Genomic DNA, 16,935 nt, shown 5'->3' with positions numbered 1-16,935 from the left:
CACCTTGCCATCGCCCTTGCGCCTGAGTGACGAGCAGGCGATGTCCTTTGTACGACGGGTGAGTTGCCCGACCACCCTGGTGGTGGCGCAGCAGGGCATGCTGGCCAGCCACCCCGAGCTACTGGATCGGCTACCCTTCAACCTGGAACGGTTGCCGGGTGGCCATCATTTGCACCTGAATGACGAGGCGGGAGCGATCCTTGTTGCAGACTGTTTCAATCGCTTCTTCGCTGTTCCTTGACTTGCGGCTAGCAACTGTCGAGGCTTGGCGGGTTGAAATGGGAGACAACCATGATAGATCTGTACACCGCTGCGACCCCGAAAGGCCACCCGGTCTCTATCGTGAGGATGCTCAGCCACACGTCATCACCCGGTGATGTGCGCCGATGAAAATACCCAGCCGATTTATCCTGGCTCTGGGCCTGGGCTGTTTGAGCCCGTTACTTTGGGCCAGCGATGTGCCAGGCAGCAGTGATTTGCCGGATGTGCCGCGCCTCGCGGACGCGCAGATTGTCGATTACAGCGTGCGGCCCGATGTCGAACGTATCTACCCGATGGGCTCGATCCGCAAGATCAGCGGCCGCCTGCGATTCGAAGGGCAGGTCAATGCCCGTGGTCAGATAACGGCCGTCACCTACGAGCTGCCTGCCGAGCACTCGGCCACCGAAGCCTTTACCGCTGCACGCGAGGCGTTGCAAAAGCAGGGCGCCGAGTTGTTGTTCTGGTGTCAGGCTCGTGACTGTGGCGAAAGCAGCCTGTGGGCCAATGAAGTGTTCGGCAATTCCAAGCTGGTGGGCTCCGACGAGCAGCAGTCTTACTTGCTGCTGCGCCGTGCGGCCCCCGCTCAGAACCAGCTGGTTGCCCTGTACGGGATCAATCGGGGCAATCGCAAGGCCTATCTGCACGTTGAGCAGATGCAGGCGAGTGCCGACCTGGGAGAACTGTTGCCTACCTCGGCCACCCTGCAACGCCAGCTTAAAAGCACGGGCGAGCTGGATTTTCCCAAGCTTGCGGGCGACCCGGATACTCAGTGGCTGACGTTAATTTCAAGGGCATTGAACCTGGATGCAACCTCCAGGGTCAGTTTAACCGGTGCCAAGGCTGGCGCCTGGCGCGATGCGCTGATCGCTAACGGTGTACGGGCGTCGCGCCTGGAACTGGGTGACGGTCAGGCCAAAGGGTTGCGCATCGAACTGTTGCGTTAAGCCTGTGTAAACGACGACTACACTCTACGTAGTCGTCGTCCTTCTTTGATTTCTGAATTTTCTGTGGAACACACATGCTCAATAACGATCGCCTGCTGGTGCAGATTCTGCTCCTGGTGTTGTTCGGTGCCAGCCTGTGGGTGATGGCCCCTTTCTGGTCGGCCTTGTTCTGGGGCGCGGTACTGGCATTTGCCAGCTGGCCCCTGATGCGCCTGCTGACACGCTTGCTCGGTGGGCGCGAGTCGCTCGCTGCCGGCATCCTTACCCTGGGCTGGATGCTGTTGGTGGCCGGGCCTCTGGTGTGGCTGGGGTTGAACCTGGCAGATCATGTTCGCGATGCCACCACCTTCGTCAAGGATGTGCAGCTTGAAGGTTTGCCTGAAGCGCCGGCCTGGCTGGCCGGTCTGCCGCTGGTGGGGGAGCGTCTGGTGGGCATCTGGAACACCATCGACGAGCAGGGTGCGGCAATGCTGGTGGCCATCAAGCCTTACCTGGGGCAGGTCGGTAACTGGTTGCTGGCGCGCAGTGCACAGATCGGCAGCGGTATTCTGGAACTGACGCTGAGTATTGTCTTTGTGTTCTTTTTCTATCGTGACGGGCCGCGCCTGGCGAGTTTTGTCCACGGGCTGCTGGAGCGCCTGATTGGTGAGCGCGCGGATTATTATCAGGAGCTGGTGGCCGGTACCGTGCAGCGCGTGGTCAACGGTGTGATCGGTACCGCAGCGGCGCAGGCATTGCTGGCATTGATCGGCTTCTTGATTGCCGGCGTGCCGGGGGCGCTGGTACTTGGGCTGGCTACATTCCTGCTCAGCCTGATTCCGATGGGGCCGCCGCTGATCTGGGTGCCTGCCACGGCCTGGCTGGTCTGGAAGGGTGACTACGGGATGGCGATCTTTCTCGGCATCTGGGGCACGCTGATCATCAGCGGTGTCGATAACGTGCTCAAGCCTTATCTGATCAGTCGGGGCGGCAACCTGCCACTGGTGATCGTGCTGCTGGGCGTGTTTGGCGGCTTGATAGCTTTCGGCTTTATCGGCCTGTTCATCGGCCCCACCTTGCTCGCCATCGCCTACAGCCTGCTGGTGGACTGGAGTGCCAGCCAGCAGAACAGAGGCAAGGTCTGACCTAGCCGAACTTGGGCCCGGAACGGGTATTGTTGCCCTTGGCCAAGCGGTCGTAGAGCACCACGTTGACTGTTGCAGCCAGGTTCATGCAGCCGGTGGTGGGGATGTAAATAACGTCCTCACACCATTCCAGCACATCTTTGCCGAGGGATCCGTCTTCCGGGCCAAAGATATAAATCGCCCGATCCGGGTGGGTGTACTCGGGCAATGGGCGCGCGCCCTCGACCATTTCTACGGCGACGGGGATACAGCCCAGGGGGATGATTTTTTTCAGGTCATCGATACCGATCAGCGGGATGTCCTGATGGACTTTCTTGGTATCGGTGATGAAGTCGCGGGCGCGTTCATAGCGCTTGCCGGTATAAAACACCGACGCCACGTTGTAGCAACCAGCCGCACGCATCACCGAGCCGACGTTTTCCGGTGATTTGGGGTTATACAAACCAATGCAGCTGTACCGTTTGTTTGCCACGTGCCCGAGCCCTTGCGAAAAAAGACGCGAGTATACCTGTGTTGTCCCAAACTCCGTAGCAGCTGCCGCAGGCTGCGTCCGGCGACGGAGTCGTCGTAAAGCCCGAGCCTTGCGGTCTACTCGTGAAGTCGCGGGCTCTGGTTTTACGATCGCTGCGCAATCGGACGCAGTTTCGGCAGTTGCAACGAAAACAGGCTACTCGTCTTTTTTCATCAGCCCGGCCAGCGCGGCGAACGGGTTGTGGGTGGCCTTGGCAATTTTCGGGCTGCTGGTGGAACTGTCCGAAAAATACTGCTGGTCGGTGTAGCGCGAGTGTTCGTTATCATGGCAGTACAGGCACAACAGCTCCCAGTTGGAGCCGTCCTGCGGGTTGTTGTCGTGGTTGTGGTCGCGGTGGTGAACGGTCAGCTCGCTCAGGCGCTTGCCGGCAAATTCACGGGCGCAGCGGCCGCACACGTGGGGGTACATTTTCAGGGCCTTGTCGCGATAGCCCATTTCGCGGTCACGCTGGGCATCGGCCAGGATACGGTCCAGCTTGGCGGTGTGGGAGGGTGGATTCGCCGAACTCATGGGTTCACCTTGTAAGACTAATGACGGTTATGTCGTTAAGTTTAGCTGTTGATCAGCCTTTGATTTTTTCTGCAATCCAGATGGTGTGTCGGGTGCCCTTGTTGCCGTGGGCAAACACCTGGACTTCCTCAGCCTTGAAACCGGCTTTGCGCAGTTTGTCCGAAAACTGTTTGTCGGCACTGGCAGACCATACCGCCAGTATGCCTTTGGGGCGCAAGGCCTTGGCGCAGGCACTCAGGCCGCCGGCCGAATACAGCCAGCTATTGGCTTTTTGGGTCAGGCCTTCGGGGCCGTTGTCGACGTCGAGCATGATTGCGTCAAAACCGTTGGGTTCGGCTTGCAGCACCTTGGCCACGTCTTCCATGCGAATCACGGTGCGTGGGTCTTGCAGCGGGTTACCCGACTTTTCGCCCAGCGGGCCGCGGTTCCATTCCACAACGCCGGGTACCAGTTCGGCAACCACCACTTCAGCCGTTTTACCCAGATGTTTGAGTGCCGAAGCCAGGGTAAAGCCCATGCCCAGCCCGCCGATCAGTACCCGCGATTGCTGGCGTCCTGCGACTTTGCGGCAAGGTATTTCGGCCAGTGCGTCTTCGGAGCCGTGCATGCGGGTGTTCATCAGCTGGCCGCCATCACCACCCTGAATCTTGATCACGAAGTCTTCGCCATACTCGAACAGGCACAAGGCACCGCCGTTTTCGGGGATCGGAGTGGTGTCGAGCAAAACAAAACGTTTCATGGAAATCTCATTGAGGGGGGCAAAAACCGCAGGTTACGAGTAGCCTGAGGGCAGACAAGCCGGTCTGGCAACGGAGTGATTGATGAAACGCACTATTCTAACGGCCATTGCAGGGTGCGCGCTCTTGATAAGTGCGGCCCAGGCAGCGGAATTGACCACAGTACCGATTACCCCCGTGACAGCCGCGCCGGGTTCGCCGGGCACTGCCACGCCAACCCCGTACCCGCAAATCACCCCGCGCGCCGTGCCCAAGCCTGTGGCCGGTAGTGGCAGCCTGATACCGCTGCCACCGATCGACCTGCCGCAGCCGCCCAAGGATCAGCCACTGCCGGGGCTGGAGCTTAAAGACCCGAAGGGCAAAAGCTCGCAGGATTGACCGTGCATCCACCGAGCTGATGCTTTGCCTTTGCGGGAGCGAGCCTGCTCGCGAACGATCTTCGCGAGCAGGCTCGCTCCCACGGTTACAGTATCTCTAACGGTTGAAGAGGGGTGTGATCGGCGGGGCTGTCAAATCCCCAGCACCTTGAACACAAATGCATATTCCAGCGCCACGTCGCGCAAGCCCTGATAACGCCCGCTCATGCCGCCATGGCCTGCTTCTAGCTCGGTCTTCAGCAATAGCAAATTGTCATCGGTCTTGCTGGCGCGCAGCTTGGCCACCCATTTGGCCGCTTCCCAGTACTGCACGCGACTGTCGTTGTACCCGGCAATCACCAGCATTGACGGGTAAGCCTGCGCGGTAACGTTTTCATAGGGCGCGTAAGCCTTGATCCGTTCATAGACCTCGGGGTCTTGCGGGTTGCCCCATTCGTCGTATTCGGTGACGGTCAGCGGCAGTTCCGGGTCGAGCATGGTGTTGAGCACATCCACAAACGGCACTTCGGCAATCGCTGCCTTGAACAGTTCCGGGCGCTGATTGAGTACGGCACCGATCAACAGGCCACCGGCGCTGCCGCCACTGATGACCAGTTGTTCGCTGCGGGTCAGCCCTTGGTCGATCAGGTGTTCGGCGCAGGCGATAAAGTCGGTGAAGGTGTTGTGTTTGTGTTCCTGCTTGCCCGCGCGATACCAGGCCTCGCCCAACTCGCCGCCGCCACGTACATGGGCAATGGCAAAGGCCACGCCACGATCAAGCAGGCTTAGACGGGCATGGGAAAACCACGGGTCAAGGCATTCGCCATAGGCCCCGTAGCCATACAGGTAGAGCGGCACAGGTTTGCCCAGCACATCGCGTTTGACCACCAGGCTGATCGGCACCTGAGTACCATCGGGGGCGGTGGCCCATAAACGATGGCTGACGTAATCATCGGCGTTGAATGGCCCCAGCACAGGGGTTTCCTTGAGAACGCTTTGCTCGCCTGTGGCAAGGGTCAACTGGCGCACTTGTGCCGGGCGATTCAGCGCCTCGTAGCGAAGGCGAATGTACTTGCTGTCAAATTCCAGGCTGTCTTGCACATACAGGCTGTAGGCCGCGTCCGGCAATTGCACGCGATATGGCGTCAGGCCGTCGGGGCGGATTTCGATAATGGGCAAGCCGCCCTCGCGCAGGCTCAGGCACAAGGCTTGGGCGTTGAGGGTCATGCCTTCCAGCATCACGCTGTCACTATGGGCAATCAGTGGCTGCCAGTCATTGCGTGACGGCACCTCGCCGAAGGCGTAATACAGGGCAAAGTTGATGCCGTCCTGATTGGTGCGGATAAACCACGCCCACTGGCCTTCAAACAGGCCGTGATCGACGCTGTAGTCGTGGTTTTCAACCCGTAGTGCCAGACAGCTGAAGGGCTGGCGCGGCAGGTTGGCGTCCAGCACCCAGGTTTCGCTGGTGGTTTTACTGTTAAGCAACAAAATCAGTTGCTGTTCAGAACTAGAGCGGTAGCAGTGCAGGAAAAACCTCCCGTCCGCTTCATGGAATACTTCATGGGCAGCTGTTTCGCCGAGGGTGTGGCGAAACAACTTGTGCGGACGATGGGTGTCGTCCAGCCCGGCGAAAAACAGGGTCTGGCTGTCATTCGCCCAAGTCATGCTGCCATCGCAGTCTTCAAACGGCAGCTCGGTGACCGTGCCGCTGCCCAGCTCTTTTACAAACAGGCGGTAGGTTTCTTCGCCGCTGGTGTCCAGGCTGTAGGCCAGGCGCTGGTGATCGGGGCTGATACTGAACGCCCCCAGAGAAATAAAGCCACCATCGGCCAATGCATTGGGGTCCAGCAACAAATGTTCGGCGTTCTCGTCCACCTGCTGGCTGTCATCGGCCGGGCGCGGGCAACGGTAGTGGCGGGCGTATTCATCGCCGGCGTTGGTGCGCGTGTAATACAGATACGGGCCCCAGGGGGAGGGCAGCGACAGATCAGTCTCGCGAATCCGTCCCTTGATCTCTTGAAACAGCGTCTCCCGCAATTCAGCCTGGTCGGCCAACTGCGCCTCCTGATAACTGTTTTCGGCTTTCAGGTAGTCCAAAACCTCGTCACTGTCGCGGTTTTGCAGCCACGAGTAAGGGTCTGAGCCCTCGATCTTATGTGCGATAGGAGCGCTGATTGGGGAGGCTGATTGGGTCATTGAGTGTGCTCTGAAATCTGCATGAAAAATAAGTGACGCTGACGGCGTTGCAGCCGCACTGCCTAAAAGCCGTTATCATAGCCTCTCATTGCCTGCCGACCATGGATACCATGACCGAGAACGACTATCTGATCGCCTGGGGCCTTTACGCCTTTGCTGCTTTGGGCTGCCTGCTCGTATGGTGCCGCCTGACCCGCTTTATGTGGCGCTGGTTGCGCGAACCGCTGCGTGTATTGATGGCCGTGTTGCTGTTCAGCCCGACCATCATTGACCCGGTCAAGGAAAAATTTGCCCCTGCAGTGGCGATTGCTGCTCTGGATCTGGCCTTTAAAGTGGGCGACAACGCCTGGCGCGCGGTCTCTGACCTGCTGATGTACGCCATAATTGCACTGTGCGTTTACGCTATATTTGTGCTGATCCGCTGGCCGATCGAGCGCGCCGGCAAGGCCCGCAAGGCGCAGGCTGCAGCGGCCGCCAAAGCTCGCCAGGCCGATCCTGAAGACGACCAGCCTTTCGGTTCGGCTGGTGATGATCGTTATGCGCCAAAGAGTGCGCCGCGTGCATCGGGCCCATCCCGGGTCGAGCCGCGGTTGTAATTTTGTTTCGTCCAGCCTGAATGCGAGAGTGCGAGCGTGTGTGAATTATTGGGCATGAGCGCCAACGTCCCGACTGATATTGTGTTCAGCTTTACCGGCCTGATGCAGCGCGGCGGGCGCACCGGCCCGCATCGTGATGGCTGGGGCATTGCCTTCTACGAAGGTCGTGGCCTGCGCCTGTTCCAGGACCCTGCCGCCAGTTGCGACTCTGAAGTTGCCCTGCTGGTGCAGCGTTACCCGATCAAAAGCGAAGTGGTGATTGGCCATATCCGCCAGGCCAACGTGGGCAAGGTGTGCCTGTCCAATACCCACCCGTTTGTTCGCGAGCTGTGGGGACGCAACTGGTGTTTTGCGCACAATGGCCAGTTGGCCGACTTTTCTCCGAGTACGAGTTTTTACCGCCCTATTGGTGATACCGACAGTGAAGCGGCGTTCTGTGACCTGCTCAACCGGGTTCGTGAAGCCTTCCCGGAGCAGGTCGACGTCGAACGTATCCTGCCGGTGCTGGTCGAGGCGTGCGCCGGGTTTCGCAGCAAAGGTGTGTTCAATTGCCTGCTCAGTGATGGCGACTGGCTTTTCTGCTATTGCTCGACCAAGCTGGCGCAAATTACCCGGCGAGCCCCGTTTGGCCCGGCGCGCCTGAAAGATGTCGATGTTATCGTCGATTTTCAGGCAGAGACCACGCCCAACGATGTAGTCACCGTGATTGCCACCGAGCCACTGACTGAAAACGAAACCTGGACACGCTACGAACCGGGCCAATGGAGTCTGTGGCGACGCGGTGAATGCGTCAGCCAGGGCATAACCGAATAAGGATGGGTGTGTATGTTCCTGAGCTACCTGCGGTTGGTATTGTTTACCCTTGGCCTGCTGATCGGTGTGCAAGTGCCGGGGTTTATCAATGATTACGCCAACCGTGTTGAAGCTCATCTGATCGAGGCCCAGACCGGGTTGGCGGGGTTCCAGAACACCGCCAACCAGTTTTTCAAGGGTGACCTGCAAGCGCTGGTGGCCCATTACCAGGCCAGCGATGACCCGGTTTTTCGCAGTGATGCCGGCAGCCTCGGCACCTTGCTCAACCGTCAACGCCTGCTTGATGAGCAGTTCCAGGCCATGCAGGGCCCGTGGTACATGCGCGCCCTGCAAGTGGCCTATGCGGCTGATCCGGCCATTCGCGAAGAAACCCTGAACGCCTACACCTACCAGGTGTTGTTGTCGCCGAGCGCCATTGGTTGGGCGATGGCGGGTGCCTTGCTGTTCTCCTTCATTATCGAAGGTTTCCTGCGGCTGGTGGACTGGGTCGTGCTCGGCGGCAAACGCCAGCGTGAGCGCATTGCCCGCCGCGAGCGCAGCTACTGACCCCGGGGGAATATCCCCTTTCACAAGAAATGTTAAGCAATCAAATTTTTCTTATGCCCGAGCCCGGCTTTTATTAGTTGGACGAATGGCCCGCGCCTGTCGAAAAATGCTCCTACCTAATCTATAAAAAGACCACAGGAGCATCATCGTGAGCCGCCTGTTATTGAATTGTGACATTGGTGAGAGTTTTGGCAGCTGGACCATGGGCCTGGATGCCGAAGTCATGCCGTTTATCGATTGCGCCAACATTGCCTGCGGCTTTCATGCCGGCGACCCGGGCATCATGCGCAAAACCGTGGCCCTGGCTGTGGCGCATAATGTGAAGATCGGTGCTCATCCGGCGTATCAGGATCTGGCGGGCTTTGGGCGCCGATCCATGAGCTATTCGGCGCAGGAAGTGCAGGATCTGCTGCATTATCAGATCGGTGCACTGGACGGTATTTGCCGCGCACAGGGTGTGCAGGTCAGCTATGTCAAACCCCACGGCGCGATGTACAACGACATGATGGCCAACCCGGTACAGCTGCGGGCAGTGGTTCAGGCTGTGGCCGCTTACGATTCCAGCTTGCCGCTCATGCTGATGGCCACGCGCGACAACAGCGCCGCCCAGGCAATCGGCGACGAGTTTGGGGTAACACTGTGGTTTGAAGCCTTTGCCGACCGCGCCTACGACAATGCCGGGCGGCTGGTCTCGCGACAACTACCGGGGGCAGTCCACCACGATGCGGATGTCATCGTGCAGCAGGCCCTGACCATTGCAGCGGGCAAGGCCCTGGTTGCCAGTGACGGCAGTGCCCTGCATTTGCACGCTGATACCCTGTGTGTGCATGGCGACAACATTAGCTCGATTGCTGCTGTGCAGCGTATTCGCGAAGCCCTTGAGCAGCAGGCGCGGGCATGAAGCCGCGTATCGAAGTGGTCGCCATCGATTGCCTGATGCTGCGCCTGTTTGATGAAATTGCCGAAAGCAACATGCCCTGGATACTGGCTGCCAGCGAGCGGATCCGCACCTGCTTTGCGGTGCATCTGATCGATCTGGTGCCGTCCTACACCACAATGATGGTGCATTACGACGGGCTGGCGCTGACCCCGGCCCAGGCCCGTGAATTGATCGCCCAGGCCTTGACCGACCTGCGCCCGGAAACCCGCAACCTTGGCCAGTGTCATGTGCTGCCCGTGTGGTACGACGTGAGCGTGGGCCCGGAACTGACGTTGCTGGCCCAGCGCGCCGGCTGCTCGGTAAGCGAAGTGATTCGCCGGCACAGTGAACACGAATACCAGGTGTTTGCCCTGGGTTTTGCTCCAGGTTTTGCCTTTATGGGGCTGGTTGAAGAGGCTCTGGCCGCGCCACGCCTGAACACCCCGCGCAAGCGTGTGGCCAGTGGCAGCGTGGGCATTGCCGAGCGACAGACGGCAGCCTACCCGGCGCAATCCCCGGGGGGCTGGAACCTTGTCGGGCGTACGCCGAGCGCACTGTTTGATCGTGAACGTGATGGCTACAGCCTGATGCAACCCGGTGACAGGGTGCAGTTTGCACCCGTGTCCCATGCTGAATTTAAGCGCCTGGGCGGTGACGACACGCCTCAGGAGGCCTTGGCATGAGCCACTTATTGATTCAGGCCAGCACTCCATTGTGCCTGCTGCAAGACGCGGGGCGTTTTGGCGTGCGGCATTTGGGCGTAACCCAGGGCGGCGGCGCAGACTGGCTGTCGATGGCCTGGGCCAACTGGCTGCTGGGCAATTCGCCGGATGCAGCGGTGATTGAAATCACCCTGGGCGGCCTGACCCTTGTTGCCAAGGCCGATTGCACTCTGGCATTGGCGGGCGCGGACCTGGCGGCCACCATTGACGGGCAGCCGCTCAAGTCCTGGCGCAGTTTTGTCCTGAAGCAAGGCCAGACCCTTGTATTTACCCGGCCGCTGAGCGGTGCCCGGGCTTATCTGGCAGCGCCCGCGGGCTTTGTTGCGCCGCAAGTGCTGGGCAGTTGCGCGACTGTCGCCCGTGAGCAGCTCGGCGGGCCGGATGGTTTTGGTCGTGGGCTGGTGGCAGGTGATGAATTGACGTACGCCGGGCATGCCGGGCAATTGCGAGAGTTGCCATGCGAACTGCAACCGGTATTCAGCGCCAATCCGGCGCTGGACGTGGTAATGGGCGCGCAAATGGGTGCTTTCAGCGGGCAAAGTACCTTCGATGCTTTCAACAGCGCCTGGACGCTGGACACTCGCGCCGATCGCATGGGCATCCGTTTGCTGGGGCCTGCGTTGGTGTATCAGGGCGCACCGATGATCTCGGAAGGGATACCGCTGGGCGCCATTCAAGTGCCGCCGGATGGCCAGCCGATCGTGCTGCTCAATGACCGCCAGACCATTGGCGGTTACCCGCGACTTGGCGCCTTGACGCCTTTGGCGCTGGCGCGACTGGCCCAGTGCTTGCCGGGGGAGGGCGTGCATATGCGTCCAACAACGCAGGAGGCGGCGCAACGCCAGCATGTGGTGTTTATGCGGCGGTTTGTGGCTTAGCGCCATTTATGTGGGAGCGGGCTTGCTCGCGATTCAGGCGGCGCGGTAAAGCAGGAACACCGCGTCGAACAATCGCGAGCAAGCCCGCTGCCACACTCACCGCGCTGAATTATTTGGCCAAAAACCGCATCCCTTCTTCCAGTCCTTCAAGGGTGAGCGGATACATGCGGTCTTCGATCAGATCACGTACGATCCCGATCGAAGCCGTGTAATGCCATGTGTCCTTGGGATACGGGTTAATCCACACCAGCTTTTTGTATTTCTCCATAAAACGCTGCATCCACTTGTAGCCCGGCTCTTCATTCCAGTGCTCGACACTGCCCCCGGCATGGGTGATCTCATAGGGCCCCATCGTCGCGTCACCGATAAAGATCACTTTGTAATCCGCGCCATATTTGTTCAGCAGGTCCTGGGTCGAGATGCGCTCAACCTGACGACGCTGGTTGTTCTTCCACACCGATTCATAGATAAAGTTGTGAAAGTAGTAGTACTCCAGATGTTTGAACTCGGTTCTGCACGCGGAAAACAGCTCTTCACAAATTTTGATATGGGCGTCCATCGAACCGCCGATATCGAACAGCAACAGCAGTTTGATATTGTTGCGCCGTTCCGGACGCATCTGGATATTCAGCAACCCGGCATCGCGAGCGGTGTGGTCGATGGTGCCATCGATATCCAGCTCATCCGCTGCGCCCTGGCGGGCGAATTTACGTAGCCGACGCAGCGCGACCTTGATATTGCGCGTGCCCAGCTCGACCTGATCATCCAGGTTCTTGTACTCGCGCTGTTCCCAGACCTTGGCCGCCTTGCCCTGACGTGCGCCAGCATCGCCCACGCGGATGCCTTCGGGGTGATAACCGCCCGAGCCGAACGGACTGGTGCCACCGGTGCCGATCCATTTGTTGCCGCCGGCATGGCGTTCCTTTTGCTCTTCCAGACGCTGCTTGAACGCCTCGATCAGCTTGTCCAGCCCGCCCAGTGACTGCAGCTGGGCGCGATCTTCGTCGCTCAGCGAGCGTTCGAACTCCTTGCGCAGCCAGTCTTCGGGGATCAGTGCCTCCAGGTGTTCATTGAGGTTTTGCAGACCATTGAAATAGGCGCCAAATGCGCGGTCGAACTTGTCGAAATGGCGCTCGTCCTTCACCAGGATCGTACGGGCCAGATAATAGAACTCGTCCATATCGGCGAAGGTCACCCGGTTTTTCAGGGCGTTGATCAGGTCCAGCAGCTCACGCACTGAAACCGGCACCTTGGCCGCACGCATTTCATTGAACAGATTAAGCAGCATGCTTTTCGCCTTCTCGGAAATCAGCGATTGGGGCGGCGGCTCATAAACGCCAGGCGCTCAAGCAATTGCACATCCTGCTCGTTTTTCACCAGGGCACCAGCCAGTGGCGGAATGGCTTTGGTCGGATCACGTTCGCGCAACACCGCTTCGCCGATATTGTCGGCCATCAGCAACTTGAGCCAGTCGACCAGCTCGGAGGTTGAAGGTTTTTTCTTTAAGCCCGGGACCTTGCGCACATCGAAAAACACATCAAGCGCTTCGCTGACCAGCTCTTTCTTGATGTTGGGGAAGTGCACGTCGACGATTTTCTGCAGCGTGGTGCGGTCCGGGAAACTGATGTAGTGGAAGAAGCAGCGGCGCAGGAAGGCGTCCGGCAGTTCTTTTTCGTTATTGGAGGTAATGATGATGATCGGGCGCACCTTGGCCTTGATCGTCTCGTCCGTCTCGTAAACGTAGAACTCCATCTTGTCGAGTTCTTGCAGCAGGTCATTGGGGAACTCGATGTCTGCCTTGTCGATTTCGTCGATCAGCAGGATGACGCGTTCTTCGGCCTCGAAGGCTTCCCACAACTTGCCCTTTTTAAGGTAGTTGCGCACATCGTGAACCTTGTCGACACCCAGTTGCGAGTCACGCAGGCGACTGACTGCGTCGTACTCATAGAGGCCCTGGTGGGCCTTGGTGGTTGACTTGATGTGCCAGGTGATCAGCTTGCAGCCAAAGGATTCAGCCAGTTGCTCGGCAAGCATGGTTTTACCGGTGCCGGGCTCGCCCTTGACCAGCAGCGGCCGCTCCAGGGTAATGGCCGCGTTGACCGCCAGTTTCAGGTCATCGGTGGCCACATAGGCGCGTGTGCCTTCAAACTTCATCTGCAATTCCTCAAACCATGACCCGGGTCCTGCAAGGGGCAGGGCGGGAGAACTGAAAAGTATGTCCGACTATAACGCGCTGCCCGCCTGAGGTGAACGCAGACGCGCCATTCAGTCCCTGAATGAGGCGTCACGCCATGACTGGACGCATGTCAGCGTGAGGCCTACCCTTGGGATCTTCCCAAAAGGTGCACAAGGACCCCGCCATGAGCCGCATTTATGCAGACAACGCCCAATCCATCGGCAACACGCCTTTAGTCCAGATCAACAGCATTGCGCCGCGCGGCGTGACCATCCTGGCCAAGATCGAAGGCCGCAACCCCGGTTATTCAGTTAAATGCCGGATTGGCGCCAACATGATCTGGGATGCCGAAAGCCGTGGCGTACTCAAGCCGGGCATGACCATCATCGAGCCTACGTCGGGGAACACGGGGATCGGCCTGGCGTTTGTCGCAGCGGCGCGTGGTTACAAATTGATGCTGACCATGCCGTCATCGATGAGCATCGAGCGGCGCAAGGTACTCAAGGCGCTGGGTGCCGAGCTGGTCTTGACCGAGCCGGCCAAGGGCATGAAGGGCGCGATCGACAAAGCCGCAGAAATTCAGGCCAGCGACCCGGCCAGGTATTTCATGCCGCAGCAGTTTGAGAACCCGGCCAACCCCGCGATCCACGAAAAAACCACCGGCCCGGAAATCTGGAACGACACCGATGGCGGCGTTGATGTACTGGTTTCTGGCGTCGGCACCGGCGGCACGATCACCGGGGTTTCACGCTACATCAAGCACACCCAGGGCAAGCCGATTCTGTCGGTGGCCGTCGAGCCCATCACCTCGCCGGTGATCACCCAGGCGTTGGCCGGAGAAGAAATCAAGCCTTCACCGCACAAGATCCAGGGCATCGGTGCCGGTTTCGTCCCCAAAAACCTTGATCTGTCGATCGTCGACAAGGTCGAACTGGTCAGCGATGACGAATCCAAGGCCATGGCCCTGCGCCTGATGCAGGAAGAGGGCATCTTGTGCGGTATCTCCTGCGGTGCAGCGATGGCCGTGGCGGTGCGACTGGCGGAAACCCCGGAAATGCAAGGCAAGACCATCGTCGTGATCCTCCCCGATTCGGGCGAGCGTTATCTGTCGAGCTTCCTGTTCAGCGACCTGTTCAGCGAGCAGGAATTGCACCCATAACATTGTGCGGGGGGTGGCGCGCCCGTTCCCCGCAGAGTTTGTGCAACTGACTCAAATCAAGTGGCTAATGCCCAAGTTTCTGAATAATCAGCCTGCTGTTGCGTAAGACTTAATACTGATTATTTGGATTCGTGGGTTTTGTCCTACGCCTGTAGTGTTTATCATGGCCTGCTGCTACATCGGGCTATTGATGCTGCACGGTATTTTTGAGGAGTTGTTGCATGACCTTATCCTTCGCCATCAAGGCAGGGCTCATACTGTTATTTGTCGGCAGCATTCTTTACGTGCACCTGCGCGGCAAGGCACGGTTGCCGGTGTTGCGCCAATTCGTCAACCACTCCGCGTTCTTTGCGCCCTACAACGCCCTGATGTACCTGTTCTCCGGGGTACCGTCCAAGCCGTACCTGGACCGCAGCAAGTTCCCCGAGCTGGATGTGCTCAAGGACAACTGGCAAGCGATCCGCGAAGAAGCCATGCACTTGTTCGATGAGGGCTATATACGCGCCGCCGAGAAGAACAACGACGCAGGCTTCGGTTCGTTCTTCAAAAAGGGCTGGAAGCGCTTTTACCTCAAGTGGTACGACAAGGCGCTGCCATCGGCTGAATTGCTGTGCCCCAAAACCGTTGAATTGGTCAACAGCATCCCCAACGTCAAAGGTGCGATGTTTGCCCTGTTGCCGGGCGGTAGCCACCTCAACCCGCACCGCGACCCGTTTGCCGGATCGCTGCGTTACCACCTGGGCCTGTCGACCCCCAACTCCGACGCTTGCCGCATCTTTGTCGATGGCGAGGAATACGCCTGGCGTGATGGTGAAGACGTGATGTTCGACGAGACTTACGTGCACTGGGTCAAGAACGAAACCGATGTCACCCGCGTCATTCTGTTTTGCGATATCGAGCGGCCATTGACCAGCCCGCTGATGACCCGTATCAACCGTTGGGTCAGCGCGCAACTGGGTAAGGCGACTGCGCCGCAGAACCTGGACGACGAACGCGTTGGCGGGATCAACAAGGCCTACGCCTGGAGCAAAACCTTCAGTGACCGCTTCAGTGGCGTGGTCAAACAGTGGAAGCGCCGCAATCCCAAGCTTTATCGTATCGCCCGGCCGATATTGGCGGTGCTGGTACTGATACTGCTGTGGCGCTGGTTGTTTGGCTGATTGCATCAGACACAAAAAACCGCTCTATCGAGAGCGGTTTTTTTTTGGATTTTTTAAGTCAATTGCCTGCCAAAACCCCACCACGGCATGTGATTATTTGGACGCTGCCATTGCCCCGGGCTTGAGCACCAGCCACAGCGCCACGGCGATCAGCAGGCCTCCGTACAGGTGCGCCATCGACAGCGGCTCGCCCAGAAACAGCGCGCCCCACAGCACGCCAAACGGCGGGATCATAAAGGTCACGGTCATGGATTTGACCGGGCCAATGCTGGTCAGCAAGCGGAAGTACAGGATATAGGCAAACGCCGTACACACCAGCCCCAGACCCAGCAACGATAACCAGACACTCGTCCCGCCCCAACTGACCGGTGGCTGATTGATCACACTCAGCCCGAACAGCGGCAGCAGGAACAAAGTAGCCCCGAGCATACTGCCCAGTGCCGAAAGACGAGGGTCTAGACCGCCTTGCTGATCCAGCCAGCGGCGTGCCAAAAAGCCGGCAAATCCATAAAAGGTGGTGGCCAGCAGACAGGCGAGGGCGCCCATCAGCAAGTCCAGATTGAAAGCAACCGGCCCGGCACGGGTCAAAATGCCTACACCGAGCAAGCCCAGAAACACCCCGGCCATTTTGGTCAGGGTCAATTTTTCGCTGAAAAACAGACCGCCGATCAATACGCCCATCAACGGTGTGGTGGCGTTGAAAATCGATGAGTAACCGGCAGGCAATACCTGGGCCGCCACCGAATACAGTGTGGCCGGTACACCTGAGTTGATAACCCCCAGTATCAGGATTACCTTGAGTTTGCCGCCGAAATCCCAGCGCACGCGCATCAGCGCCAGAATCACCACCAGACCGGTTGCTGCGATGGAAACCCGGAAAAAAGCTGTCGGGATGGTCCCGAGTACCGGTGCAATGATCCGCATAAACAGAAAGCTGGCGCCCCAAATGCCTGCCAGCGACAGCATGCGCAGCAAATCGACAAGTCTCACGGGATTTTCCTTACAAGTTTCAAGGCGGGCAGTGTAGGGGATGCAGCGGACAAGACAACGCGCTAATTCCTACAGATTCGTGCATGAGCGTCCAAATCTGCGACAATCCGCCCCCTGCATTTACGAAGAATTCTGCGCACCTGATGACTGACGAATCGCCTGCTATCGACCAACTGTTGAAAAACCTCGATCAAGCCATGATTGCCGACCGCCACAAGCTGCGCCGGCAATTGCATGAGCTGCGCAAAAAGCCTGACGACGCCAAGCTGGCCGCCTGGGCCGAGCGGGTGCAGGCGTCGTGCGCGCAGGTGGC

The 16,935-nt window shown here is 58.9% G+C and carries 19 protein-coding genes and 1 pseudogene; 13 read left to right on the top strand and 7 right to left on the bottom strand.

What is annotated here, in order from left to right; all coding sequences use genetic code 11:
- The 3 genes and pseudogenes from GHO03_RS20700 to GHO03_RS20690 all read left to right on the top strand — a co-directional run.
- Window positions 1–241: pseudogene (locus GHO03_RS20700) on the top strand (alpha/beta hydrolase); the annotation flags it as partial.
- Between the two features lie 145 nt (window positions 242–386).
- Window positions 387–1,205 carry a DUF4892 domain-containing protein gene (locus GHO03_RS20695; protein ID WP_095002693.1) on the top strand — a complete coding sequence of 273 codons (819 nt, stop codon included), beginning with the start codon at window positions 387–389 and terminating at the stop codon, window positions 1,203–1,205.
- A 74-nt stretch (window positions 1,206–1,279) separates the two neighbouring features.
- The gene (locus GHO03_RS20690; protein ID WP_095002692.1) at window positions 1,280–2,329 is read left to right on the top strand and encodes an AI-2E family transporter; all 1,050 of its coding nucleotides are present in this window, start codon (window positions 1,280–1,282) and stop codon (window positions 2,327–2,329) included.
- Between the two features lies 1 nt (window position 2,330).
- Here the strand turns inward: GHO03_RS20690 and GHO03_RS20685 are convergent, their stop codons facing one another.
- From GHO03_RS20685 to GHO03_RS20675, 3 genes are all read right to left on the bottom strand, one after another.
- The gene (locus GHO03_RS20685; RefSeq protein ID WP_016781674.1) at window positions 2,331–2,801 is read right to left on the bottom strand and encodes an RNA methyltransferase; all 471 of its coding nucleotides are present in this window, start codon (window positions 2,799–2,801) and stop codon (window positions 2,331–2,333) included.
- Window positions 2,802–2,996: 195 nt separating this feature from the next.
- Window positions 2,997–3,371 carry a YajD family HNH nuclease gene (locus GHO03_RS20680; protein ID WP_016781673.1) on the bottom strand — a complete coding sequence of 125 codons (375 nt, stop codon included), beginning with the start codon at window positions 3,369–3,371 and terminating at the stop codon, window positions 2,997–2,999.
- Between the two features lie 52 nt (window positions 3,372–3,423).
- Complete coding sequence (locus tag GHO03_RS20675) at window positions 3,424–4,110, bottom strand: spermidine synthase (protein WP_095002691.1); 687 nt, start codon at window positions 4,108–4,110, stop codon at window positions 3,424–3,426.
- Between the two features lie 82 nt (window positions 4,111–4,192).
- Between GHO03_RS20675 and GHO03_RS20670 the strand changes: the two genes are divergently transcribed.
- Window positions 4,193–4,486 carry a hypothetical protein gene (locus GHO03_RS20670; RefSeq protein WP_095018947.1) on the top strand — a complete coding sequence of 98 codons (294 nt, stop codon included), beginning with the start codon at window positions 4,193–4,195 and terminating at the stop codon, window positions 4,484–4,486.
- 131 nt (window positions 4,487–4,617) lie between these two features.
- Here the strand turns inward: GHO03_RS20670 and GHO03_RS20665 are convergent, their stop codons facing one another.
- Window positions 4,618–6,663 (bottom strand): S9 family peptidase, encoded by a 2,046-nt coding sequence (locus GHO03_RS20665; protein WP_130872533.1) that lies wholly within the window; start codon window positions 6,661–6,663, stop codon window positions 4,618–4,620.
- A gap of 101 nt (window positions 6,664–6,764) precedes the next feature.
- Between GHO03_RS20665 and GHO03_RS20660 the strand changes: the two genes are divergently transcribed.
- The 6 genes from GHO03_RS20660 to GHO03_RS20635 all read left to right on the top strand — a co-directional run bounded on the left by GHO03_RS20660 (window position 6,765) and on the right by GHO03_RS20635 (window position 11,137).
- Entirely contained in the window at window positions 6,765–7,259 is a 495-nt protein-coding gene (locus tag GHO03_RS20660) for an MFS transporter (protein WP_150629385.1), read from the top strand.
- Window positions 7,260–7,295: 36 nt separating this feature from the next.
- Window positions 7,296–8,072: a class II glutamine amidotransferase gene (locus tag GHO03_RS20655; protein WP_095032028.1), complete on the top strand. Its 777-nt coding sequence runs from the start codon at window positions 7,296–7,298 to the stop codon at window positions 8,070–8,072.
- A 12-nt stretch (window positions 8,073–8,084) separates the two neighbouring features.
- The gene (locus GHO03_RS20650) at window positions 8,085–8,618 is read left to right on the top strand and encodes a DUF2937 family protein (protein ID WP_095002687.1); all 534 of its coding nucleotides are present in this window, start codon (window positions 8,085–8,087) and stop codon (window positions 8,616–8,618) included.
- 148 nt (window positions 8,619–8,766) lie between these two features.
- A complete protein-coding gene (locus tag GHO03_RS20645; protein WP_095002686.1) occupies window positions 8,767–9,519 on the top strand; it encodes a 5-oxoprolinase subunit PxpA in 753 nt (250 codons plus the stop codon).
- Window positions 9,516–10,220, top strand: coding sequence for an allophanate hydrolase subunit 1 (locus tag GHO03_RS20640; protein WP_153400453.1), 705 nt, complete (start codon window positions 9,516–9,518; stop codon window positions 10,218–10,220). The genes GHO03_RS20645 and GHO03_RS20640 overlap by 4 nt, the downstream gene beginning before the upstream one ends.
- Window positions 10,217–11,137, top strand: a complete 921-nt coding sequence (locus tag GHO03_RS20635) for a biotin-dependent carboxyltransferase family protein (protein ID WP_153400452.1) — start codon at window positions 10,217–10,219, stop codon at window positions 11,135–11,137. The genes GHO03_RS20640 and GHO03_RS20635 overlap by 4 nt, the downstream gene beginning before the upstream one ends.
- A 109-nt stretch (window positions 11,138–11,246) precedes the next feature.
- Here the strand turns inward: GHO03_RS20635 and GHO03_RS20630 are convergent, their stop codons facing one another.
- Window positions 11,247–12,425, bottom strand: coding sequence for a VWA domain-containing protein (locus GHO03_RS20630; RefSeq protein WP_095002683.1), 1,179 nt, complete (start codon window positions 12,423–12,425; stop codon window positions 11,247–11,249).
- Window positions 12,426–12,445: 20 nt separating this feature from the next.
- Window positions 12,446–13,291 (bottom strand): MoxR family ATPase, encoded by an 846-nt coding sequence (locus tag GHO03_RS20625; protein ID WP_095021285.1) that lies wholly within the window; start codon window positions 13,289–13,291, stop codon window positions 12,446–12,448.
- 206 nt (window positions 13,292–13,497) lie between these two features.
- On the opposite strand from GHO03_RS20625, the gene cysK reads away from it, so the two are divergent.
- Both cysK and GHO03_RS20615 read left to right on the top strand, forming a co-directional pair.
- On the top strand, window positions 13,498–14,472 hold the full coding sequence (gene cysK / locus GHO03_RS20620) for a cysteine synthase A (protein ID WP_095002681.1): 975 nt from the start codon (window positions 13,498–13,500) through the stop codon (window positions 14,470–14,472).
- Window positions 14,473–14,693: 221 nt separating this feature from the next.
- Window positions 14,694–15,632, top strand: a complete 939-nt coding sequence (locus GHO03_RS20615; RefSeq protein WP_095021284.1) for an aspartyl/asparaginyl beta-hydroxylase domain-containing protein — start codon at window positions 14,694–14,696, stop codon at window positions 15,630–15,632.
- A 93-nt stretch (window positions 15,633–15,725) separates the two neighbouring features.
- Here the strand turns inward: GHO03_RS20615 and GHO03_RS20610 are convergent, their stop codons facing one another.
- The gene (locus GHO03_RS20610; RefSeq protein ID WP_095002680.1) at window positions 15,726–16,622 is read right to left on the bottom strand and encodes a DMT family transporter; all 897 of its coding nucleotides are present in this window, start codon (window positions 16,620–16,622) and stop codon (window positions 15,726–15,728) included.
- Between the two features lie 143 nt (window positions 16,623–16,765).
- On the opposite strand from GHO03_RS20610, the gene GHO03_RS25920 reads away from it, so the two are divergent.
- Window positions 16,766–16,935: hypothetical protein (locus GHO03_RS25920; RefSeq protein ID WP_178110343.1), on the top strand; the 170-nt coding region annotated here is incomplete at its 3' end.

This window comes from Pseudomonas sp. FSL R10-1339 (assembly GCF_009600545.1).
Taxonomy (GTDB): Bacteria; Pseudomonadota; Gammaproteobacteria; order Pseudomonadales; family Pseudomonadaceae; genus Aquipseudomonas; species Aquipseudomonas bubulae.
This window is presented reverse-complemented; position numbering and strand designations above follow the sequence as displayed.